This window comes from Pseudoscardovia suis, from assembly GCF_002797875.1.
Classification (GTDB): Bacteria; Actinomycetota; Actinomycetes; order Actinomycetales; family Bifidobacteriaceae; genus Pseudoscardovia; species Pseudoscardovia suis.
The window spans coordinates 1-19,695 of the sequence record NZ_PGFC01000007.1; the positions used below are offsets into that span (position 1 = coordinate 1).

25 protein-coding genes are annotated in these 19,695 nt (G+C 59.9%); 9 read left to right on the forward strand and 16 right to left on the reverse strand.

Features of this window, described 5'->3' with window-relative positions; translation table 11 throughout:
* The coding region (locus CLV65_RS08780) for a hypothetical protein (RefSeq protein ID WP_211287611.1) at positions 1-1,404 on the forward strand (1,404 nt) is incomplete at its 5' end.
* Positions 1,405-1,468: 64 nt separating this feature from the next.
* Here CLV65_RS08780 and CLV65_RS07460 read toward each other — a convergent pair.
* Complete coding sequence (locus CLV65_RS07460) at positions 1,469-2,254, reverse strand: ssDNA-binding protein (RefSeq protein ID WP_157847256.1); 786 nt, start codon at positions 2,252-2,254, stop codon at positions 1,469-1,471.
* A 215-nt stretch (positions 2,255-2,469) separates the two neighbouring features.
* On the opposite strand from CLV65_RS07460, the gene CLV65_RS07465 reads away from it, so the two are divergent.
* From CLV65_RS07465 to CLV65_RS07490, 6 genes are all read left to right on the forward strand, one after another.
* Complete coding sequence (locus CLV65_RS07465) at positions 2,470-3,297, forward strand: helix-turn-helix domain-containing protein (protein ID WP_094691980.1); 828 nt, start codon at positions 2,470-2,472, stop codon at positions 3,295-3,297.
* 149 nt (positions 3,298-3,446) lie between these two features.
* Positions 3,447-4,394, forward strand: coding sequence for a hypothetical protein (locus tag CLV65_RS07470; RefSeq protein ID WP_094691981.1), 948 nt, complete (start codon positions 3,447-3,449; stop codon positions 4,392-4,394).
* Between the two features lie 82 nt (positions 4,395-4,476).
* Positions 4,477-5,379 (forward strand): PD-(D/E)XK nuclease-like domain-containing protein, encoded by a 903-nt coding sequence (locus CLV65_RS07475; RefSeq protein ID WP_094691982.1) that lies wholly within the window; start codon positions 4,477-4,479, stop codon positions 5,377-5,379.
* Positions 5,376-6,428: a hypothetical protein gene (locus tag CLV65_RS07480; protein WP_144441932.1), complete on the forward strand. Its 1,053-nt coding sequence runs from the start codon at positions 5,376-5,378 to the stop codon at positions 6,426-6,428. The genes CLV65_RS07475 and CLV65_RS07480 overlap by 4 nt, the downstream gene beginning before the upstream one ends.
* Positions 6,429-6,466: 38 nt before the next feature.
* Complete coding sequence (locus tag CLV65_RS07485; RefSeq protein ID WP_157847257.1) at positions 6,467-6,682, forward strand: hypothetical protein; 216 nt, start codon at positions 6,467-6,469, stop codon at positions 6,680-6,682.
* 152 nt (positions 6,683-6,834) lie between these two features.
* The gene (locus CLV65_RS07490) at positions 6,835-7,236 is read left to right on the forward strand and encodes a hypothetical protein (RefSeq protein ID WP_094691985.1); all 402 of its coding nucleotides are present in this window, start codon (positions 6,835-6,837) and stop codon (positions 7,234-7,236) included.
* 27 nt (positions 7,237-7,263) lie between these two features.
* Here CLV65_RS07490 and CLV65_RS07495 read toward each other — a convergent pair whose 3' ends face one another.
* From CLV65_RS07495 to CLV65_RS07545, 12 genes are all read right to left on the reverse strand, one after another.
* A complete protein-coding gene (locus CLV65_RS07495; protein ID WP_094691986.1) occupies positions 7,264-7,710 on the reverse strand; it encodes a hypothetical protein in 447 nt (148 codons plus the stop codon).
* Between the two features lie 1,042 nt (positions 7,711-8,752).
* Positions 8,753-9,109, reverse strand: a complete 357-nt coding sequence (locus CLV65_RS07500; RefSeq protein WP_094691987.1) for a hypothetical protein — start codon at positions 9,107-9,109, stop codon at positions 8,753-8,755.
* Positions 9,110-9,159: 50 nt separating this feature from the next.
* On the reverse strand, positions 9,160-9,369 hold the full coding sequence (locus CLV65_RS07505; RefSeq protein ID WP_094691988.1) for a hypothetical protein: 210 nt from the start codon (positions 9,367-9,369) through the stop codon (positions 9,160-9,162).
* Between the two features lie 220 nt (positions 9,370-9,589).
* The gene (locus CLV65_RS07510; RefSeq protein WP_094691989.1) at positions 9,590-9,832 is read right to left on the reverse strand and encodes a hypothetical protein; all 243 of its coding nucleotides are present in this window, start codon (positions 9,830-9,832) and stop codon (positions 9,590-9,592) included.
* Positions 9,833-9,916: 84 nt separating this feature from the next.
* Complete coding sequence (locus tag CLV65_RS07515; RefSeq protein WP_144441933.1) at positions 9,917-10,267, reverse strand: hypothetical protein; 351 nt, start codon at positions 10,265-10,267, stop codon at positions 9,917-9,919.
* A 34-nt stretch (positions 10,268-10,301) separates the two neighbouring features.
* Complete coding sequence (locus tag CLV65_RS07520) at positions 10,302-10,853, reverse strand: hypothetical protein (RefSeq protein WP_094691991.1); 552 nt, start codon at positions 10,851-10,853, stop codon at positions 10,302-10,304.
* A 473-nt stretch (positions 10,854-11,326) separates the two neighbouring features.
* Complete coding sequence (gene dcm / locus CLV65_RS07525; RefSeq protein WP_157847258.1) at positions 11,327-13,564, reverse strand: DNA (cytosine-5-)-methyltransferase; 2,238 nt, start codon at positions 13,562-13,564, stop codon at positions 11,327-11,329.
* A gap of 94 nt (positions 13,565-13,658) precedes the next feature.
* Positions 13,659-13,982 carry a hypothetical protein gene (locus CLV65_RS08785; protein ID WP_144441934.1) on the reverse strand — a complete coding sequence of 108 codons (324 nt, stop codon included), beginning with the start codon at positions 13,980-13,982 and terminating at the stop codon, positions 13,659-13,661.
* Positions 13,975-14,178 (reverse strand): hypothetical protein, encoded by a 204-nt coding sequence (locus CLV65_RS07530; RefSeq protein WP_094691993.1) that lies wholly within the window; start codon positions 14,176-14,178, stop codon positions 13,975-13,977. Before CLV65_RS07530 ends, CLV65_RS08785 begins: the two co-directional genes overlap by 8 nt.
* Positions 14,179-14,281: 103 nt before the next feature.
* Positions 14,282-14,653, reverse strand: a complete 372-nt coding sequence (locus CLV65_RS07535) for a hypothetical protein (protein ID WP_094691994.1) — start codon at positions 14,651-14,653, stop codon at positions 14,282-14,284.
* A 30-nt stretch (positions 14,654-14,683) separates the two neighbouring features.
* A complete protein-coding gene (locus tag CLV65_RS07540) occupies positions 14,684-14,944 on the reverse strand; it encodes a hypothetical protein (protein ID WP_094691995.1) in 261 nt (86 codons plus the stop codon).
* A 118-nt stretch (positions 14,945-15,062) separates the two neighbouring features.
* On the reverse strand, positions 15,063-15,383 hold the full coding sequence (locus CLV65_RS07545) for a hypothetical protein (protein ID WP_094691996.1): 321 nt from the start codon (positions 15,381-15,383) through the stop codon (positions 15,063-15,065).
* A 340-nt stretch (positions 15,384-15,723) separates the two neighbouring features.
* On the opposite strand from CLV65_RS07545, the gene CLV65_RS07550 reads away from it, so the two are divergent.
* Complete coding sequence (locus tag CLV65_RS07550) at positions 15,724-16,038, forward strand: hypothetical protein (protein WP_094691997.1); 315 nt, start codon at positions 15,724-15,726, stop codon at positions 16,036-16,038.
* 103 nt (positions 16,039-16,141) lie between these two features.
* Positions 16,142-16,690, forward strand: a complete 549-nt coding sequence (locus CLV65_RS07555; RefSeq protein WP_094691998.1) for a hypothetical protein — start codon at positions 16,142-16,144, stop codon at positions 16,688-16,690.
* Positions 16,691-16,772: 82 nt separating this feature from the next.
* Here the strand turns inward: CLV65_RS07555 and CLV65_RS07560 are convergent, their stop codons facing one another.
* Genes CLV65_RS07560 through CLV65_RS07570 form a run of 3 tightly spaced genes read right to left on the reverse strand, consistent with a single transcriptional unit; the run spans position 16,773 to position 19,619 of the window.
* Positions 16,773-17,261 carry a hypothetical protein gene (locus tag CLV65_RS07560; protein ID WP_094691999.1) on the reverse strand — a complete coding sequence of 163 codons (489 nt, stop codon included), beginning with the start codon at positions 17,259-17,261 and terminating at the stop codon, positions 16,773-16,775.
* The gene (locus CLV65_RS07565; protein WP_094692000.1) at positions 17,251-18,759 is read right to left on the reverse strand and encodes a hypothetical protein; all 1,509 of its coding nucleotides are present in this window, start codon (positions 18,757-18,759) and stop codon (positions 17,251-17,253) included. The genes CLV65_RS07560 and CLV65_RS07565 overlap by 11 nt, the downstream gene beginning before the upstream one ends.
* Complete coding sequence (locus CLV65_RS07570) at positions 18,759-19,619, reverse strand: hypothetical protein (RefSeq protein WP_094692001.1); 861 nt, start codon at positions 19,617-19,619, stop codon at positions 18,759-18,761. The genes CLV65_RS07565 and CLV65_RS07570 overlap by 1 nt, the downstream gene beginning before the upstream one ends.
* Between the last annotated feature and the right edge of the window lie 76 nt (positions 19,620-19,695).

Consider the following 19,695-nt stretch of genomic DNA (forward strand, 5'->3'; position numbering starts at 1 on the left):
GACACGCAGGAGGACAAGTCCACCCCCGCACCATTGCCCGTGCGTTCAGACGTTCATGCGCCCATGGAAAGCTCCCGGTCGGGCGTTGAGCCTCCCGTGAGCACCGACCCACCGGCATACCAGCCCACCGCCGTCCCGGCGGCTGAACCCACGAACAGCGAGGAGGACTGGAACCCGTGGGACGATACGCAAGCCGGTTCAGACACGCAGGCAGCCAACCCATCCGATGGCGGTGAGACGGAACAGCCGCAAGCCACCACGCCCACGGCAGGCGGGACGGATGCGGGTGATGCACGCGCGGTGCAAGGGGAGCGGAACCCGTGGGACAGCGACGCCGACGGAGGCACCGACGGTCCGTCAGCCCAGCCAGCCGCAAACCCAGCCGCCAAGCCAACGGACGGCAGGGTCGACATGCAGGACACCGCACCCACGGGAACGCCCATCACGCCCCCGTGGGATGACTCTCTCATGGATACGACGGCGGACGATGACACGCCACGGCATCCGAAAGCACGGCGTATCCTCGCCATCATGCTCGCCGTCATTCTCGTCATGGGCGTCGGTGCGAGCGTCACTTTCGTCGGGACGCGCACATGGAGCATGGTCAGGCGTCGGCAAGCCGAACAGGCGCAGCAGGCTCAGGCGCGGAAAGCGCAGGATGATGCGCGGGATGCGTGGGATGCGCAGGTGACGACGGGCAACGCCCTCGTCCAGCGTATCGATGCAAGCCCGGTGAAGGACACGCCGGAAGTGAAAGAGAAGAGGGATGATGTGGAGCGGTTGCTTCGCAAGCAGCCGTCAGACAATACGCTGAGCCAGGACACGTCGGATTTGAAAGCCGCGTGTGATTCGTTGGAGTCGGTGTGGCGTGCGTGCATGGGGGCTTTGTGCAAGTCCGTGCAGGATACGCTGGCGGGTCTTGTAGATGATGCGAACGGGTTGGCGGATGCGCCGGATTCGGATTCGAAGAAGGGCATGGTGTCGCTTGCCGCGAAGTGGGGTGGGCGCACGGTGGATGTGGAATCATATGCTGCTGCGGCGTCTGATGCCAGGGAGTTGCAACGTCTTGTGGGGGTTGTTCGTGGTGAGCGCGATCAGACGCAGGCGCAGGCAGAGCAACAGCAGGCGCAAGCCCAGCAGCAGGCAGAGCAACAGGCGCAAGCCCAGCAGCAAGCACAGCAGCAAGCGCAGGCGCAAGCCCAGCAGCAAGCACAGCAGCAAGCACAGCAGCAAGCGCAGGCGCAAGCCCAGCAGCAGGCAGAGCAACAGGCGCAAGCCCAGCAGCAAGCACAGGCACAAGCCCAAGCCCAAGCCCAAGCCCAAGCCCAGGCGCGGCAGAAAGCCCAACAGCAAAAACACCCCACCCCCACGCAGACAGGCGACAGCGGAATGAACCTCGGCTAAAACAAAAAGAGGGAACCCGGACGGTTGGTGTTTCCCGTCCGGATCCCCTCAGCGGAACCGCACGTCAGAACGCGGGCACCGCGAACGCATCATCACCCGGCTCATCCACGGCATCAGGCACATCGGACTCAGGGCGGTTCACATTGCCCTCCACCCACTCATGCACTTCATCCAGGGTCTTCGCGTCGAAATCCTCTTCGAACGGCACCAAGCCGGCCGGAGTGCCGCCACCCAGAATCAGGATGTTGTCGATGTTCGCGCTTGTACCCTGGCCAAGGTTCGTGCGCCAGCCGGTGAACGTGAAACTCACGACGGCGTTCTGACCCGCGTACACAAGCGAATCCCACAACGCGCGACGCGCATCCGCCTCCGCGACCTGCGCGGCGTTCGAAGGGTCGGGGTCGATGATGGGCACGGGCATGTCACGGATGATTCCGTCGGAATCCACGTATTTGACGGTGGGGCGGCGGTTCGCCTTCGCGGTGAGCTTGAGGCTCCACTTGCCTTTCAACTGGGGGCGTTTCTCGGACAGGATGACGAGCTTCTTGCTGGACGCGGATTCCGCGACCTTGCTCACGTCGGCGTCCTTGAACGCGAGGAGTCCGCCGATGGTGTCGTCCCATTCGCCGCGCGCTTCGAGACGCTGGATAGCCGCCTGCTGTGCGAGCGACGTCGCCTTGATGTCGGGCTTGTCTCCGGTCTTGTCGAAAGCGAGCACGAGGTCGTACTTGGGTGCGCCGGACGTTTCCTTCGCATCCTTTTCCTTGTATGCGTGCGGCTTGTACAGGTGGAGGTTGCCGAGCCGGACGACTCCGGTGCGCACGTGGGTGTCGTTGACATGGGGATTCATGATGTGTCTGCCTTTCCGTTTTGGGGCTTGTCGTCCCTTGGTTTTTCTGACATGCTCCACAATACGCAGTTTCCTGAACATGTCAAAAAAACATGTTTTCCTAGTGTTTGCAACGTTTTCCGGCATTCTTCGCATGTTTTTGCACGCATGTTGCTGCGTGTTCGGCGTGTCGCGTGTATGGTTGTCTTACGACAGGACAACGAAGGGAGGTCGGGATGGACGGCACCATAAGCCTGAAAAAGCTCCGTCTCAAAGCAGGCAAAACCCAGAAGGACATGGGTGAACTGTGCGACGTATCCCTCAACACATGGCGGTCATGGGAGAAAGACCCGCGCATCATGCCGCACGGAATGTGGCTCGACGCGGTGGCGTACCTCGAAACCGCCATACAAGCCAAGGAGAACAGCATGGCACAGCATTTCGAATGCAAGAAAGCCATCATCGGCGACGAAGCGTACAAGGACGAGGACGAGTGGACGGTGCCCATCCCCGAAGGGCTGACGGACACGTTCGAACCGTCGAAACCCTGCACGAAGGAACAGCTCATCCGCTACTCCACGGGCGGACCCGAACCCTACCCGGGGTATGAGAAGGAACTGGAGGCTTGGGAGGACGCATGGGAGGACGTGCGCCAACGCCAGGCGGAAGCGGACGGCGACACATACCTCACGCTGCCCAACGCGATCACGGGCGTGTCCGAGGACGTGGACGAGGACGGCAACCTTGTCCAGTACGACGAACCGCAGGTCGTGGTGGACGCGCAGTCCGGGGATGCGACGCTGGCCGTTCCCGACGGTGACGCGAAGGAAGCGGACGGCGACACAAAGGAAACGGACGAGGCGGACGGTGACGACGGCGTGGACTACGACTGGGGCGACTACCTGATGTGGAAGGACACGCTGGACGACGACGAGTATGCGGAGCAGAGCATGGACGAGATGCTCCACCCGGAGGATTACCCGGGGTTGGACGAGGCGTTCGACGCAATGCTGAAGAAGAAGGCGGGCGACGCGCCGTCGGACAAGGACGGTTCCGAAGACTGACCGTCGGACCGCGACCAGTTTGGCTTATCGACAAGGGATACCCGAAATCCGGGTATCCCTTTTCCTTTGCCCATGCCACGGGTGTTTCGGCTTTCCCTCACGGGTAGAATCGTAAGGGATACGACAGGCATCGGAAAGCAGGCATCATCATGGCATTCGACCCGAAACAGCATCCCCGCCAACCCGACGGACGGTTCCGCATCAAACCCGGCATGGACATGGCAGCCGCGCACGACGCGACACCCGCCGTCCCACCGTTGTCCCATCTCAGCGAAGTGGAAAACGCATTAGGGGAAGCCGGGTTCGAAGGCAACGAGAACCTCCCCGGCGTATGGGTCGCAGACGACGGCATGGATGACACGACCGTGCAGAAGACCGTCGGCAGGCTCCGGCAGGACTACCCGGATGACACGTTCACCGTGGACACCGATTGGAGGAAACGCCCGCGCGTGACCATCGACCTGTCCCGATACGGGTTGTGCCCGCCCCAACACGGCATGACCGACGTGCAGGCGGACAACATGCTGACGTTGGAAGGCGCTGGAGACGACGGTTATTTCGACGCCTGGGTGTCGGATGCGCCTGCGGACGGCGACTACGACTGGGACGAGGGATGCTTCGACATGGATCGCGCCATCCGGACACGGTATGCGAAATTCAACATGCGGTGCATCCCGGACGGCGAGGAACCCGGGTACTGGAACACGCATCGCATCGGCATCGAAGATCTGCAACGCTCATACATGACATTCGACAGCGGTGACACGAGGGACGAGATGGATGACGCGCTGCGCGTGCCCGGCTACCAATACGCGCATGAGGAATGCGACAGCATTGGCGACAACAGGCGCGCGTTGGAGGACGATCTCGAAGACGCCGGATTGCACTGGCGTGAGTATGACACCGATGCGGCTGTGGACGCCGCGCTCAGGGAAATGAACGAGCATGCCGCACGGGACGGCATGCACGGCAGGTATGGCGAAGACGACTACTGGGACATGCACCCGACATGGTATTGCGAATACAATCCCGTGAACGACCCCGAATGGGTGAAGGCCCATGCCGGCGAATGGCGCAAACAGCCACGGGAATCCTGAAACCAAGCGTTTTTTGACAGTCCGACGCAACCCATTATTCTGGATTGCGTCAAGTCGAAACGTGATGTGGAAGGATACTCAAATGACAGGAAGTACACGGACAGCCGGTGCGACGCTCATCGATGAAACCGACGAAGAGTATTTCGCAAGCCCCGCACTCGACCAAAGCCAGTTGAAGAAGTTCATGCACAATCCCGCCGACTGGGGGTGGGAGCGTTTGCACGGCGGCATGGAACCCACGCCCGCAATGAAGTTCGGCACCGCGTTCCACGCCTACCTGCTCGGCACGGCCGACGTGACCGCCATGCCCGAAGGCATGAACCCGCGCACCAAGGAGGCGAAGGAGTGGAAAGCCGAACAGGAAGCGCGGGGCGCTCTCATCGTCAGCCAGCAGGACATGCAGTTGCTCGACCGCATGCGCGACAACCTGCGTCGTGACGAGGAGCGTGCGCGCATGATCGACGAAGGGTTGCGCGAACAGGCGATCGAATGGACGGACGAGCGGACCGGCCTGCGGTTGAAGGCGAAACTCGATTTGATCCCCCGTGACAGCCTGTGGCTCGTGGACATCAAGACAGCGGCAAGCGCGCAACCCGAGGATTTCGCACGAAGCGCATGGCTCCACGGCTATCACATCCAAGCGGAGTTTTATCGTGCGGCCGTCATGATGATCGATCCCGCGCTGTTGCATAGGGAGCATCGTGACAGTCTCGGCATGCAGTTCTGGGTGTTCGAGAAGCAGGATGCGTGCGATTGGCGTCCGTGGAGCATCCGCGCGTCAAGCGAAATCGCCTCGTGCGCGCGTACGAGCATCCGCCAGGCGTTGCTTCGCATCGCGGAATGCGTGGAGAAAGCCGGTGACGCGGGTTACGGCGCGGATTTGGATGGTGCGGCCCGCTGGTGCGTGGAACGCATGGGGTATCCGAAGCAGGTGGAGGAGATCCAGTTCGCGGACTGGCAGTTGCGTGAGGCGGAGATCCTGTGAAGGGTGGAAGAATGGGGCATGGTGTGCGACGCAATGCGCGTGCGTCGCACACCATGCCATCCCACCCGGACGACAGGGAAGGGTATGCTGCTGTGTTCACCATCCCCGCGCAATGGTGGATGGTGACCAACGGCGTGCAGTCGGAGCGTGCGCGCGCCCGCACACGGCATACATTGCGCGTGCATGCGCGTGACACGTGGCGCGCATTGGCACGTAGGGGAGCCGCATGGCGTGTCGATAGGTTCCTCGCGGTCATCGGCGTCCAATACCCGCACGGGCGGCATGGTTTCCCTGCGGAGGCTGCGGAAACGGTGAAACCGATCATTGATGCGGGCACGGACATGGGCTTGTGGTCGGATGATGACAGTGCGCACAGGTGTTCGACCATCTACCATCTGATGCCAGGGGAGAGCGCGGGTGACGCGCACATGCTGACGGTGCTCATCATTCCCGTTCCCGCGAAAGCGCCCACGTATATAGCGCCACGGGACATCAACCGTCGTATCCTCGCAACCGACCCCATGGGGTATGGTGCGGGCAGTATTACGATGCGCATTCCGTTCCGCCTGTGGGTCACGTCGAACCTGACGGACAGTGATCTTGTGGCACGTCAGCATGGGCGGAGGAAAGCCGCCACATGGGGGTCGTGGAAAGCGTATGGGGTGCGTGCGAATGTGGCGGACGCCTTGGGGAAGCGGGCGCGCGTCGCATGGGAGCATAACAGCATGCCGCCCGTCCCATGGGATTCGTACATCGTGTTCGCGGGCGTCGGGTATGCGAGTGACGTGAACGCGGACCCGGACAATGCGGCGGAAACGGTGAACCGTCTCCTCCATGCGGGCGTGGAGGCGCGTATGCTTCCCGCCGTCACTCCGGACAGGCTGAAAGCCGTGGTGTTCTTCCGTTTGGCGGGGAAAGCCGATCCGGGCATGCATGATGTGAAACTGTACGCGGTGCGCATTCCGCGCGGCGTGCAATGGTTGGACTGTCTCGCGGACAGTGTGCGTGATTCGTGGGATGAGTGGGATGGGAGGCATGGGAAGAAGTGAGAGCGTTCATCCGTTTCATATGGTTGCATGCGCGGCGCATGCTGCGCGCCGGGGGCGTGCTGCTCGCAACGGGCATGGCATGCTGGGTTGCGGTGGGCGTGCGCGGCTGGTGGCGTGCTGCGGACAGTATGACGGTCATCGGTTTGCTTCTCATGGGTGGTGTGGGTGTGACGCTTGGTGTCGTGCGTGCGGTCGTCGCATGGTGCCGGTTGGGTCGTGCGGGGCGGCGCGCCTACCGTGACCGGCAGACGTGATTCCTCCACGCGGCTGAAGCCGGAGGCTTCCCGCGCAACCCCGGTGACTGTGGTGCTGCCGCGCGAGCGAACAGGCGTTTTGACAAGCCGGGTGCGACAGGTAATCTTGGAAACATCAGCCGGGTGTTCCGACAATCCCGAAAGGAGTTTTCATGTTCCGTCGTCTCATCGAAGGTCTGTCAGGTCGATTGAAGTGGCTGTCGCTCGTGCTTTCATGCGTGTGGGGCGTCGCCTGGTTTGTGGGCGGGGGTTATGTGTTCGTGGAGTGGCTCAACGGGTGGGATGAGACGTCCACGTGTCTTGTATGCCGGGAGATGCTGGTTTTGTGGCTTGTGTGCATGAGCGTGTATGGCGTGCTGGCATGGCTTTTCCCCCATGTGCCGGTGTCCGGGTGTGGTGACATGGATGACGTGGATGGCGTAGATGAAATGCATGATCCGGTCGAGGATGCGCCGACCGTGCTGGTGGAGGTGCCGGAGACGCGTGTAATGGAGGGTGTGCCGCCGTCGTTCCCGCCTCGTCGTGCGCATCGTCGCGTGCATTATGTCGTTTGAACGGCTGGTGTTGCTTGGTGGCGTGGTTTAGAGTTCCGCGCCGTAGTCATCTTCCTTGGTGTCATCCCTGTCCGTGTTGTCCGGATCCATGCCGGTCGGTGTGGCGGGCGACTGGTCGTGTGGTGTGGCGGACGGCTGACTGTCCGCTTCCACAGGTTCCGCATGCAGATTCCGCATGATGAGCATGATTCCCGCTATGAGGAGCGCGAGACCGCCGATGAGCATGATGAGTCGGAACATGTGCCGCCAACCGTCGGGCAGTGTCGTGAACCATTGCGTGGGGGATGGGAGGGTGGTTTCGGTGGCTTGTTCGGGATCGTCTTCGCTGAGGGTGTTGCGGCGGCGTATGGTGGTGAGTATGCCGCCAACCCATCCGACGAGGGGTGTGCCGATGGCGAGGATTGTTCCGCCCGCCCACATGAGTGTCTGCCATTGATTGATGAGGTGGATGAGCTTGGTGAGGGTTTTGCGCATTGCCGTCTCCCGTTTGTCTTGTCTTTTGTCCTATCCTAGGTTGTTTTGTCCGTTCGTGTGTTTTTACTGTGCGGGTGGTTGCGTTTCTCCATGGTGGCGTACCGCTATGATTTCTATGATTCTATGAACTATGAGGGGATGGCGTGGGGCGTTGGGGTTGTTAGGGTTTGCGGGGTCGTGTGGTTGCGTTTCTCCATGCTTTCGGTTGCGTTTCTCCACGTTTCGGGTTGCGATACTCCATGCGGCGGGTTGCGATACTCCATGCGGTTTTCGGGGTTGGTTGCGATACTCCATGCGGTTGGTTGCGATACTCCATGCGGTGGGGTTTGTCGGAACGCCTGTGTTTTTGAGGGGGTTTGGAGTGGGTTGTGTCGTATGTCCGTGGGTTTCCTGGGTGTGTTTGCGCGCGTGGCGTGGGGTTTGCGGGGTCGTGTGGTTGCTTTTCTCCATGCGGCGGGTTGCGATACTCCATGTTTCGTTGCATTGTGGGATTGTTCGGAGGCGGGTGGGAAGCCCCCGGCATTAGCCGATAATGTGGATTATGTCAGAAAAGGGGCTTGCCCTATCGTGGGTGCGTCCTCTTTTCCTATGCCGTGCGCAGATTCGACTACCGGATCTGCATAAGTTTGACTACCGGATTTGCATAAGCCCGGCGGTCGAACCCGCGTGCCCACGACCGTCTAATTGATAGAAACTATAAGATAGCGTGCGCCGGAATCCCATATTTTCGCGGTTCACGCCATTGAACGCCGCGTCTAATTGATACTTCCTATAAGATAGCCCGTCACCGGGGAAGCCGTGCGCACTCCATCATGGAGCCTCGCACAGTCTCACCGGGGACACGCCACACGGCCTATTCGTCCCGGAGGCTACGCTCGATGGCCTTGCGTCGCGCGTCGCCCCGGCTTCGCTCCCTGTGCGGACGTGGGTCGTGGGGCGTGGTCGCGTTGCTCCGACGCAATCCACGCATGGCTTGGGCCATGAGCGGGTTGGTCACGCGCCACACGCTGTTCCGTCGCATTGTCTCCCCTTTCCTTTGTGCCTAGCGGTTGGTTTCATACGCTTGCGCGATATCCCACGGGTCGTACAACCGGGTGGTGAAATCCACGCCGTCCACCCAGTCGCCACGAGTGTCGGACACGGAATAGCACTCGAAGCCCGTAGCGTAGGCGCGACCGTCAGCGTCCACGCCGAGACGGAACACGATATACGACGTGCGGTCGCCTTGGTATGGCGTGCTGATGGTTTCGAGGATTTCATCATCACACTTGGTGACTGCCTTGTACTGGAGGCCGTGCTTCTGGAGGCGCGTCTTGTTGTCTTGACGGAGTGCGCTGGCGATGGCCTTGGTGAGGTCGAGGCGTGCCGTCTGCTCGTCGGTGTGGGTTGTGGTGGTCATGGCGTGTTTCCTTTTCTTTTTTGGCGGGGCTTGTGGGGCGTGTCGCGCGGCTACTTGGTGTCCTCGATGAACCTGATATCGGTCAAGTAGCATTGTTCGTCCGGGGTGTCGATGGGTTCGGCGTGGCCGGATTCGACCGCGTTCCACACGTCATCGAGGTCGATGTAGTCAAGCACGGTGTCCTCGGTCGCTTCGTCGGGGACGTTGAGGGTGACCTCGTAGCTGTTGGTTTCCGTGTAGGTGAGGGTGACTTTCTTCATGGCGTTTTCCTTCCGGTCGTGTTGTCTTTCCTGTAGACATTTTCAACACTACGCGCCTGTTCGTGAATGTCAAAACACTAGGGGAAGGGTGATTGGGTGGTCGGAACGCGCCCCCTTTTTCCTGTCCCCTGGCGCGGGTTCGACTACCGAATCTGCATAAGGTTGCTGCACTGAAAACACGCCGGTCGGGTAACGGACGCGCACGGCGGGATACTTGCGGCTAGTCGTTCCAATCGCACGAAACGCCCCCACCCTGTCCGTGGGTTCTCACGCATGTGATTGTTTCGCCGTTCGGCTGCTGTATCTTGCACACGGTCAGACCGTGCCCCGCGTCCGTGCATTGCGAGCTGGATTCGTCGCCATGCGTATAGCTGACCGCCCAGCACATGGCAACGGCGACAATGACCAGGAATAGGCCGAATGCCGCGATCATTTTTAGCGCGTTGGCTTTGTTTTCGTCCATTGTTTTTCTGCCTTTGGTCGGGTTGGAGGGTCAAGCGGTTGCCGCGCCGCAAGGGGCTGGGGCTAGGCCCGCCCCTCCGTGCGCCTACTCGTTGAGAATCACACGCTTGTCGGGGCCCTTGACCGTGAAGCTCTGCGTCGCCTCGTCCCACTCGCCAAGGGAGTACGCCTCGGAATATTCGCTGTGGAGGCAGAGGTTCGCTTCGTTGCGGATTCCCGTCTCGTCCTCGTGATCATTGTCGAGGACGATGCAATCCCCGTCGTCGTCTGCGGGCGCATGCCAGTCGCCCAGCTCGTTGATGGTGGCGCGCGTGCCGTCGGGCAGCATGAAGCGGACGATGAACAGCCAGTCGCCGGGCGTGGGGTCCTCGTTGGTTTCGAGGTAGGCGCGCACGTCGGTCGCCTTGAAAGCCTTGTAATACTGCTTTGCCATCATTTTTCCTGCCCTTTCGGAGTGTTGCGTGGGTTGCCTAGGCTTGGAGGGTTACGGTCACGCCAGCCGTCTTGCATTCCTCCACCGCGTTGTGTCGGCGATCCTCTGGCATGTCTGTGATTTCGTGGCGTGCGGCTGTGGCGAGGCTCACCCAGCGTCGGCCGGATTCGCCGTCATGTACGCGCCACTTGCCTGCGTCGAGGACATACTGGTATCCGGTGGGGGTGTCGTATATGAGCGCGTCCAGGCTGTCGTATGTCTGTGCCTTGCGTTCGCCTTTGCCTGTGATGCGGCGCGTGTACATATCCATGAGTTCGTCCACCGTCTTCTCATCGAGCTTGTTCAGGTACGTCAGCTCGTACCAGTGCTTGCAACCGAGCGCGGCCACGATGTGAGTGATGACGTCCACGGGTTCGTTTCCGAGGCTCCAAATGTCGCCCAGTTCGAGGAGCCTGTCCACTTTCATCGGGTCGGTGTAGTGTGCGGCGAGGGTGAGGCCCACCCCGGTGGGGTATCCGTCGAAGTTGCAGTAGATGGCGGTGATGGTGCCGTCCTGGTTCCTTTTGCCGATTATGCAGGGGGTGCCCATTGTCGTGTCCTTTCGGCTGTGTTGTCTTTCCTTGCTGACACCATCAACATTAGTGGGTATCCGATGAGTGTCAAAACACTGGGGAACAGGCTACTTGTCCGTTGGAACGCCTTATATGCGCATGGATTGCACGCCCGGGGTGCGCGGCGCATGATGCGCGACGCATGCGGAGCATGACCGCGCGACATATGGACCGCGCCACCCGGAACGCAAAGACGAAACCGGCATGCTATTGACCAACGCCCTGCACCGTTTCGAATCCGTCGCGCCGATAAACAAAAGAAAAGGCGGCACGCCTAAAACATGCCGCCAAGCAAGCCACGTCTCAACGTGACAAGAAACCGTACCCGCAACTAGGCAGGTCAGCAAAACTGGTGCCGCATTCGCGAGGGACGGCACCGTGACTGTCCCCACATCAAGTGGGCCAGCTATTGGGCATGATGCTCGCGAACATCACACCCGCGTGTACTTTATCACAGTTTGGAATTGTTCACCAGCCTGATTCCCTCGCCGATCCACCGCATCACGGGAACCGCCATGCTGTTGCCCAGGGCCTTGTACCGTTTCGAATCCGGCGCATGATCGGCCCCACGCCACGGCACGTCCGTATACCCGTCCGGGAAGCCTTGGAGCCGCTCGCATTCGACGGGCGTAAGCCGACGCACCGCGAAAGCATCATCACCGCCCGCGAACAGCGTCTGCTGCTGCCCGGTGGTGAGGGTCCCGCTCATGTCCCTTTGCACAAGCGCACCCTTCCCGCCGCCTTCCTTCCCGCTTCGGATGATGCACGTGCTCGGAGCATTGACAAAGCAAGCGTTTTTACTGTCATGCACGGTCAATGTAGGCGACACGTCCTCCCCCACGGCCATGTTCGTCCCACTATCCGAAGTGCACCAGACCCCATGCACGTCCGATGCAGTGAGAGTGTACATGGCTCCATCATCCTCGTAGCCTGGACCATTACCCCCGTTCCCCGGCTTCCTGTTGATTATGTTTCCGGCAATCGCCCCGCATCTGTCAGTGCCGCCAACTGCCTCTCCAACGCTTGCATCAGATCGGCGGGCAATGGCTTTCCGCGCTTCCCGGCTCGACGGATAATCCCACTGCAGGCTCTCGCGCTCAAAAAGAACCGGGGCGGCACGCCGCCAGTCTCTAGTATTGATGACAAGGAAGACACGTCTGCGTCTTTGTGCCACTCCGTAGAATTGAGCGTCCAACACTCTCCAAGCGGCCCCGCCATCAGGCCAGAGTTCGGCCACGCCCGCGAGGAGTGAGCCGAAAGCGCGTCCTTTGTCTGCGGATAATACGCCGGGCACGTTCTCCCAGACGATCCATTCCGGATCAATCTTGTGACAAGCTCGGAGATATTCGAGCATGAGCTGGCCGCGAGGATCGTCCAACGCCTTCCGCAATCCTGCGATCGAGAAGGCCTGGCAGTTGTGAACTGCAATTCCATCTGCTGTGTAGCTGTGGTCATCTTCCACTTCCATGTTGTAGACCGTTATGTTTCTGCGGCCTTCGGATTTTCCTCTTACCAATCCCCAGAAGCCGTCTTGTTTCATTACTGCACTTCTGGGGTGCTTCGTGTATTGCAACCTGTAGTAGGGGCGTTCATTGACTCGCCTACCGTCGATGACGCATTGACTTCTCTTGTTGACGGTTCGTATCATGCTAACCGCGTATCCAAGGCCAGAAGCCAGCATCTTCATGCCGATGCACAGCCGCCTGTTGATGGAAGTCGAACTGTACCCATTCCTGGTTTGCATTCCGTCCGACTCCATGTATCCGAGGAACAGTTGCTCACGCCATTCACGGTTCATTCCGAACACCCATGCCGGAAGATTCTTCCCCTCGGCATGAACTCCGAAATTGTCAACGAGCCAGTCATACAGTGCCGTCGAAGAGCATGTAAACCTTGTGGTGGTTTCCTGCTCGCTGCGTCCCCAATGCAATCCCGTGTCAGCCAACTTGGATTCAAGGTCTTCCGCTGAGTCGCGTGAACAGCAGACATAGGTTCGTTTCATCGGTGAGTTGACGCGGTTCCTTCGCATATGGATGTTCGCCCACCCATCGCCAAGCCACCTGCCGACGAAGTAGAAGAACGGCGCATTAAGGTCGAATGTCGTTCGGTTTGCCGTGTTTTCCTCGCATGTAGGTACCGGCAACGATTCAACCGAAGCGTTGAGATTAAGCCAGAATCTTCCTTCCATCGCGCTTGCCTGGACCCAGGTCGGTTCACCTGTGAGATGCCGCTTGTATGATCGGCTTGCCGTATCCCACACCGGATGCTTCTCGTCTGATAGGAACGGGTGGTTGGCGGTGCATTCCAGACTGTTTACGCCTTGTCCTCTGAGAATGATGGTGTCGGATTGTTTTGACCCCACTGATAGGACGCGACGCCAGCGATTTCTGTGCGTGAGAACCATATCTCCGGCTTTGACTTCTTCGATTGGCTTCAATCGTTCGGAGGTTAATACGAGCGTCCCAGCGGGGAAACATGGGCTGCCTCCGACCACAATGTCGGCTGTTCCACGATATTCCTCCCAATCCACTTTCGTCATGTCCCCCAGGTCGGGCACGTCGGGGTAATGGTGCGCCAAGACGGCTTTGGGGAATGGGTCGATTTCCGCGTAGGCTACCGGCATCCATCCGAATGGTTCCCATGCGACCGTGGCCGCCTCGATACCGCTGAAAAGCGAAACGTACTTCAACTCCTGATCCTTTCGGAGACCATCACCGTATGCCGTTTCCCAGTATAACCACAACGGGGCGTGTCGTGGAACCCCATGCGATGTTTTGACCCGGTCAACGGAAATCCACGCGCAACCACACCGGGTAAATGAGCCACGATCGCTTCCACCGGGGAATCCACAGGCTGGCGACACCATTCGACGCGCCCAGCAGCCATTGCACCGACTCGCATCGCAAGGCACGCGCGTAAGCCGTTTCCGGTGACTCCCCGAAACGGAAAGCCGGATACAAGCGCACCATGCCACGCCGATGCCCGTCGCGCACCGTCAGCCGCGTCACATGCCCCTGATACCCTGTCTCAAACTTGTACCAGTCGGTGAAATGCCGCCACGCGACGCGCAACGCCATGTCATCGAGACATTTCGTCGTGTCAGTCAATGAGTGCTTCGTAGAGGCCGCTGTCGATGGTGACGTATTCCGTTCCGTCGACGATGAGCTTGTAGATGGGCCAGCCGGGCTTGCCGTCTTCGTGGAAGCACTGTTCGCGCTTCAGGCGCTCCCACACGCCGGCTCCGAAACTTCCGTAGATTTCGTCGGCCTGTTCGTATGCTTCCTTGATGGTGAGCTTCTTCATTTTGGCGCTTCCTTTCAGGTGTGTTGTCTTTCCTTATGACACCAATCACACTACCCGACTATCCATGAATGTCAAAACACCGTAAAACAGGCGGAATCCCACATCAAGCTTCGTCCGTGTCCATTCCGCGCATGGCTTCGTCCAGCCTGTCCACGCCGAACGCCTCCCGGTATGCGCCGATGATTTCGTCGCGCTCGTTCCACGCCTCGTTTTCGAGAGCGAACGTGCTGACGATTTCGAGGTTCCCGAGACCGTTCCATCGCACCATCGCGTCCAAGTAGGAAACACCATCCTCGATGCTTCCGAAGAACATGGCGCGGAGGATTTCGCTCCGCTTCACGCCGTCGAGCATTTCGTCGGCGTCCATGATGGGCGTCGCGTCCGCCCATTCGAACCCGCAGTCCTCATAATTGAGATCGCGCGCCATGTCGATGAGCCTGTCCGTGGTCTTCCTCGTGTTCCTGAGTGCTGTCATGATGTGCCGTTTTCCTTTGCGTGGGGCGGGTCATGCCATTGGGGTCGCGTCCTCGCGCGGCATAATGATGATGCTGCCGTCATCATGGGTCAAGCACCCGTGGGCTTCCGTCTCGATGACATCCTCAGCCTTGTACACGTGGGGGCGGTGCCAGCCTTGCCAGTTGTCCCAATGCTCCATGTTGCGCCCGGCGAGACGCTTCGCCCCCAAGAGGGTGGGGGTGCCGCCGTAGCAGTAGGGCTCGTACTGTCCGCCGATGACGTAGTACCTGTTCTTGTTGTCCTTGCGCATGACGTGTCCTTTCGGTTTTGATTGCGTCACCAATCACACTACCCGGCTTTACGGGAATGTCAAAACACCCTACCAGCACGCCACATCACCGGGGTTGCCGCCGCCGCGTGGAGCCGGGTCAGATGTTCGTGCGGAGCATCCGGCGGACAAGCCTGTAACGGTCGGTCACGCTGCCTGTCGCACCATCCCACCGGGATGTTTCCACTGTCCCGTGCACAGTATGTGTTGCGATGAGATCCCCTGACTGTGTGTCAAGACTGATTTCGAGCCTGTTGCCGGGATCGTCGGAATGCCAGACGTGAAGCAGCGTATTGTCCTTGCTGAGTTCCGTGTGCCAGCCTTCGTCTTCGGGTAGTTGGCTTGCGGCTTCCACCCATAGGTTCGACATGGCAAGCCGTACCATCGACGGGGTGATGACGTCCGTGCTTGTGCCTATCATTTCGTGTCCTTTCGGTTGTGTTGTCTTTCCGGTTGGCATGATTCACATTAGTGGCTTTCCATAGAGTGTCAAAACACGCAGGAAAAGGCGAAACAAGCCCGTCAAGCTCAATGAAAGAAAAGGAAAGCCGGACGGAAGCGGACATCATCGCCCACCGCCATCCGGCTCCAATCATGCCGCCGAAAGGAAAAACCGGCATGACGCGTACGCGGAAGAGATGAAGGAAAGACCCGCGCACACGAACAGCATACCACGAGGCAAGACAACACACCCGAATCCGACGGCACACCGTAAAAGCGTAAAATCAGAGACATAAACACAAGCGGAAAGGCGATTCGAATTGAAAGACGGCAAACGCATGACGGTGAGATCATCACACGCGAACAAGATGGAACCGTGGAAGCTCGAAGTCGTGATACGCGGCGAAGGACGATCGGACGGGCGTACCGTGGCCGGTGTCGTAGGACGCACGATGCGGGGCGCATCCCACCCCCCACTGTCACAGCCGGATGGTTTCTGGGCGTGGACCGGAGATGGTTTGGGCGTAGTCGAATTGGAGCAGTGTCTGGACGCTTTGGCTGAGGTGCGTGGCGCGTTGTGCCGTCGGCTTGCCGAAGCGTGGGCACGTGAGGATTCCACAGCCGATGGGGTGTGAGAGTGTGTCCAATCGCCTGTCTATGCGTGTTTTGACACTCTGCTGATATCCACTAGTGTTGGGAATGTCATAAGGAAAGACAGCACAGCCGAAAGGATGCATCATGACAGTCATGACGCAGGACGCATACAAGACCGCCATCATCGAATGGGTCGGCATTCTCACCACTGGTACGGAACCAAGCCCGCAACTGGCTGAAGCGTTCACCAGCAGCGTTTACACGGATCGGCATTTGCGGGACATGATGCTCGTCAGCACTCTCAGTGTCAAGCCGATGGGCGAGGACGTTCTTATCGCGTGCGCTGACCCGCATGGTGAGGAAATCCACACGACTGTGTACGACACTCTCACCGCACTGTTCAACGACAACGGGTACACGCCGGATCATGAACGTTTTGACAATGCTTTGGACGCGCTTTTCACCCTGATGGCATACGCCAAGGATGATTCGTGGGTGTGTGCGAACGTGGACGCGATGCTCGCATACTTGTATTGGGCGTTGGGTGAGACGAGCGCAGCGGAAACCGCTGTGCAGCAGGCTTTCGAAGAGTCCGGTGATGGTGAGCCGCCGTCGATTGCACAGATGATTCGCAGGGCGCTTGGTTTCCGCATTCAGCCGCGGTATCTTGAGGATTTGGTCGAAGCGGACTAACGGCGGTTAGCAGTCGAAAGGGGTGTGGAAGACGATTCGTACCGTCTTCCACGCCCCTTTCGCTTCCTGTCAGACGCGCCGCTCATTCATCATCGTGCGTCGCATCATGGGATCGTGGGCGTGCGACAAGCACCACGCGATGCTTCCGCCCGGCATCCAATGGACCGGACTCATCAGACTCACCCGGCTCATCATCCGACCCACTATCGGCAACTGCCTCGGGATGCGCGGCAAGCCACACGGCATACTCGCGCGCCTGCTCCTTGAACTCATCTTCCGCACCCGGATGATTCTCGTTCCACAGCGACCACACCCTGTCGGACATGCAACCATCCACATACAAGGACAAGAGCTGCGCATAATCCCCCTCGAGAAGCACGTCGATGAACTTCCTCTGGACGGGGTCGGACGGATCCAAATGCACGTCCTCAGCCGGTTTCGACCATTCCTGCCGGTACCATTCGTCCATGAACAGGTTGCCCGTCCTATGACCCAACGGCAGGTATCCCTCCGCTTTGAGTCGTGCGAGGATCTCATCAACCCGCCTATTCTCTTCGTCTTCACCAGCCATGCTTGCCTTCCTTTCCATCCGGCAAGGGGGTCGGCTCCCCTGCCGTGTATTCCTCTGCGACAGTCTCCATCATAACGAACCTGTCACTGTCCTGGGCGGCTTTCACACGCTTGGAACGTGACGTCGGCGGATGCCTGTCGATGTGCGGATCCTCCTGCCCCTTGCCCACCACCCACGGTGTGCGCGACCATTCGCTCAACCGGGGGTTGGGGCCGTTCAACAGCCTGTCCGTGGGTTGCAGGTCGTCCACGCGCATCCATTGCAGACCGTGTTCGCCGGACATGATGTGCTGGAGCGGGTCGTTGGCATCAGGCTTCGAGGGGCGTGGCACGTATCCGGGGCGTATCCTGCGTGCTTCACGCAGCTTCGACTCGTACACGTCGCGGCGGGATGATTCCTGGAACTCGTATTCGTGGAGGCGTTTGCCGCCATGCCCGTCATCCTCCACTTGGGCGATCCAAATGTGCCCGCTGTTCTTCTGGCGTCCCATGATGAAGAACCGTGCGCCGACAGGATAGGATTCCAACGTGTGTTCCATGCTCCACCTGCTGGCCGCTTCGGTGAACTGACGGACCCTGCCGTTTTTGTCACGCCAGTTCGCGGCGATGACGCAGGGGTTCTGCGAGATGTTGTTCGCGCTGGATGGTGCGGCGGTCACATCGTATCCACGGCATCGTAGTTCCGCTGCGGCGGCGACCATGGGGCAATTGTAGCCGTAGGGGTTGTGTGCGCGTTGCTCCACGTCGATGGGTGTGTGCTTCCACCGGTGGAGCATCGCATGCCTCCATTGTTCTTCGGTGTAGAATTCGTCGAATTCCATCCACCTGTCGAGTTCGAGGTCGGTGGGTTCGCGTTTGTTGTGGCGCATGAAGTCCGCCAGTTCGAATTCCGCTTGTTTGTCGAATCCGGGGTTGACGGTCAGGTGGTCGAGGTGGCTGAGGTCCGTGGGCGGGAGCGTATGGTATTCCTCCAAGCCGGGTGTCGTGCCGGGTGTGGCGTGCGGCGTGGGTTTCGGCGTGGTCTTGCGCTTGGGCTTGGGTGTGGACGCGGGTTCCGTCTCAGGCGCGGGCGTAGGCTCCGGCGTGGGCGTGGGTTCGATGATGCCGTCACCCGGAATGGCGTCCCCCCAATCCAAATCCCAATCCAAATCACCCCCTAAGCTGCTGGGGATTAGGGAATACGAGTGCTCGTCACCCGGAATGGCATCCCCCCAATCCCAATCCCCATCGTTCATGGCCTCCATGTCATACCAGTCGAAATCCACATCCGGATACTCGTCGGTAAGCGTGTCCACCGCCTCCACGGCATCCACGGGTTCCATCACACCCCCGTACACGCCTTGCGCGAGCGTCTGTTGGAAACCAAGGTCGGACAGGCGTTCGTCCAACCCGTCGGGCAGGCCACCGTCCCGCGCCCCCGGCATGCCGACGCCCGGAAGTCGCGGCTTGTCGCGGAAACGTCCCTGCGGGTCACGCGGATGATCGGATGCGCGGAACATCACTCGCCTTCCTTCCCGCCGGCGTGCATCCTGCGCCGCCGTTCAGCCAATTCGAGGACCCTGGGCAGGTCGTACGAGCTGATGGCGTTCCTGGCGTCCCCGTCGGATATCTCCTTTCGGTTCCAACGGTCGGTGTACAGGTCGTCCTCGTTCCACTCGTCCTCTATGAGGATGTCCTCCGCATACTCGTCGGCCGTTTCCTGCGGATAGCCTTGCCGCATGAGTTCGTCCCTGACCTTGCGCGTGTTGGAGTGCAGGATGGTGGTGTCGCGGACGAACGTCAGGTTCCCACGGCCTCCCATGGCCCTCGTGTTTCTCATGATGGCGCCCGCGTTCCGATACGTATTCTCGATGCCAGCGTCGTTCCATTCCTCCACGGGCTCACCTTCGACCGTCAGGGCGAACACCACGTCTTGGTCCTGCGGCTCCCTGTCTCCGCTCGGATACCGTCCGGAACCGTCTTCCAAGAAGCCGAACGTGTCCCACAGTTCCCCATGCTCATCCGGGTCGATGGTTTCGAACGTGCGGTCGGGGAACTCCTCGTTCAACGCCTCCACCGTTTCCTTCGCATCATCCTGCGTCATGTATCCCATGTACATGCCGGGGCGGCTCATGCCGTTGTTTGTGCATGGCATCAGGCCGAAGTCCTCCATGCGTTCGGTTATCTCCGCGTTCTCCCTGTTGCGCGGGGTATTGGGGTCCTTGACCGTCCCCCAGCCTGCTATCTCGTGGACGGCGTGGCCTTTCCAAGGCTCGTATGTGCATACGGTCTGGGGGATGATCCGCTGCTTGCGCAACGCTTCCTTGTCGCGGAAACGTCCCTGCGGGTCACGCGGATGCTCCCCGGGTCTGAACGTCATGATGCGCCGCCTTTCTTTCCGAACGGGATGCGGATGCCACTTTCGATTCTACTCGGACGGGCATGATGAAACACCC

Excerpts from the sequence above, each read along its gene's own strand:
- CLV65_RS07460 (WP_157847256.1), bottom strand. The coding sequence starts at position 2,254 with ATGAATCCCCATGTCAACGACACCCACGTGCGCACCGGAGTCGTCCGG.
- CLV65_RS07465 (WP_094691980.1), top strand. The coding sequence starts at position 2,470 with ATGGACGGCACCATAAGCCTGAAAAAGCTCCGTCTCAAAGCAGGCAAA.
- CLV65_RS07470 (WP_094691981.1), top strand. The coding sequence starts at position 3,447 with ATGGCATTCGACCCGAAACAGCATCCCCGCCAACCCGACGGACGGTTC.
- CLV65_RS07475 (WP_094691982.1), top strand. The coding sequence starts at position 4,477 with ATGACAGGAAGTACACGGACAGCCGGTGCGACGCTCATCGATGAAACC.
- CLV65_RS07485 (WP_157847257.1), top strand. The coding sequence starts at position 6,467 with ATGCTGCGCGCCGGGGGCGTGCTGCTCGCAACGGGCATGGCATGCTGG.
- CLV65_RS07490 (WP_094691985.1), top strand. The coding sequence starts at position 6,835 with ATGTTCCGTCGTCTCATCGAAGGTCTGTCAGGTCGATTGAAGTGGCTG.
- CLV65_RS07495 (WP_094691986.1), bottom strand. The coding sequence starts at position 7,710 with ATGCGCAAAACCCTCACCAAGCTCATCCACCTCATCAATCAATGGCAG.
- CLV65_RS07500 (WP_094691987.1), bottom strand. The coding sequence starts at position 9,109 with ATGACCACCACAACCCACACCGACGAGCAGACGGCACGCCTCGACCTC.
- CLV65_RS07505 (WP_094691988.1), bottom strand. The coding sequence starts at position 9,369 with ATGAAGAAAGTCACCCTCACCTACACGGAAACCAACAGCTACGAGGTC.
- CLV65_RS07510 (WP_094691989.1), bottom strand. The coding sequence starts at position 9,832 with ATGGACGAAAACAAAGCCAACGCGCTAAAAATGATCGCGGCATTCGGC.
- CLV65_RS07515 (WP_144441933.1), bottom strand. The coding sequence starts at position 10,267 with ATGATGGCAAAGCAGTATTACAAGGCTTTCAAGGCGACCGACGTGCGC.
- CLV65_RS07520 (WP_094691991.1), bottom strand. The coding sequence starts at position 10,853 with ATGGGCACCCCCTGCATAATCGGCAAAAGGAACCAGGACGGCACCATC.
- CLV65_RS07530 (WP_094691993.1), bottom strand. The coding sequence starts at position 14,178 with ATGAAGAAGCTCACCATCAAGGAAGCATACGAACAGGCCGACGAAATC.
- CLV65_RS07535 (WP_094691994.1), bottom strand. The coding sequence starts at position 14,653 with ATGACAGCACTCAGGAACACGAGGAAGACCACGGACAGGCTCATCGAC.
- CLV65_RS07540 (WP_094691995.1), bottom strand. The coding sequence starts at position 14,944 with ATGCGCAAGGACAACAAGAACAGGTACTACGTCATCGGCGGACAGTAC.
- CLV65_RS07545 (WP_094691996.1), bottom strand. The coding sequence starts at position 15,383 with ATGATAGGCACAAGCACGGACGTCATCACCCCGTCGATGGTACGGCTT.
- CLV65_RS07555 (WP_094691998.1), top strand. The coding sequence starts at position 16,142 with ATGACAGTCATGACGCAGGACGCATACAAGACCGCCATCATCGAATGG.
- CLV65_RS07560 (WP_094691999.1), bottom strand. The coding sequence starts at position 17,261 with ATGGCTGGTGAAGACGAAGAGAATAGGCGGGTTGATGAGATCCTCGCA.
- CLV65_RS07565 (WP_094692000.1), bottom strand. The coding sequence starts at position 18,759 with ATGTTCCGCGCATCCGATCATCCGCGTGACCCGCAGGGACGTTTCCGC.
- CLV65_RS07570 (WP_094692001.1), bottom strand. The coding sequence starts at position 19,619 with ATGACGTTCAGACCCGGGGAGCATCCGCGTGACCCGCAGGGACGTTTC.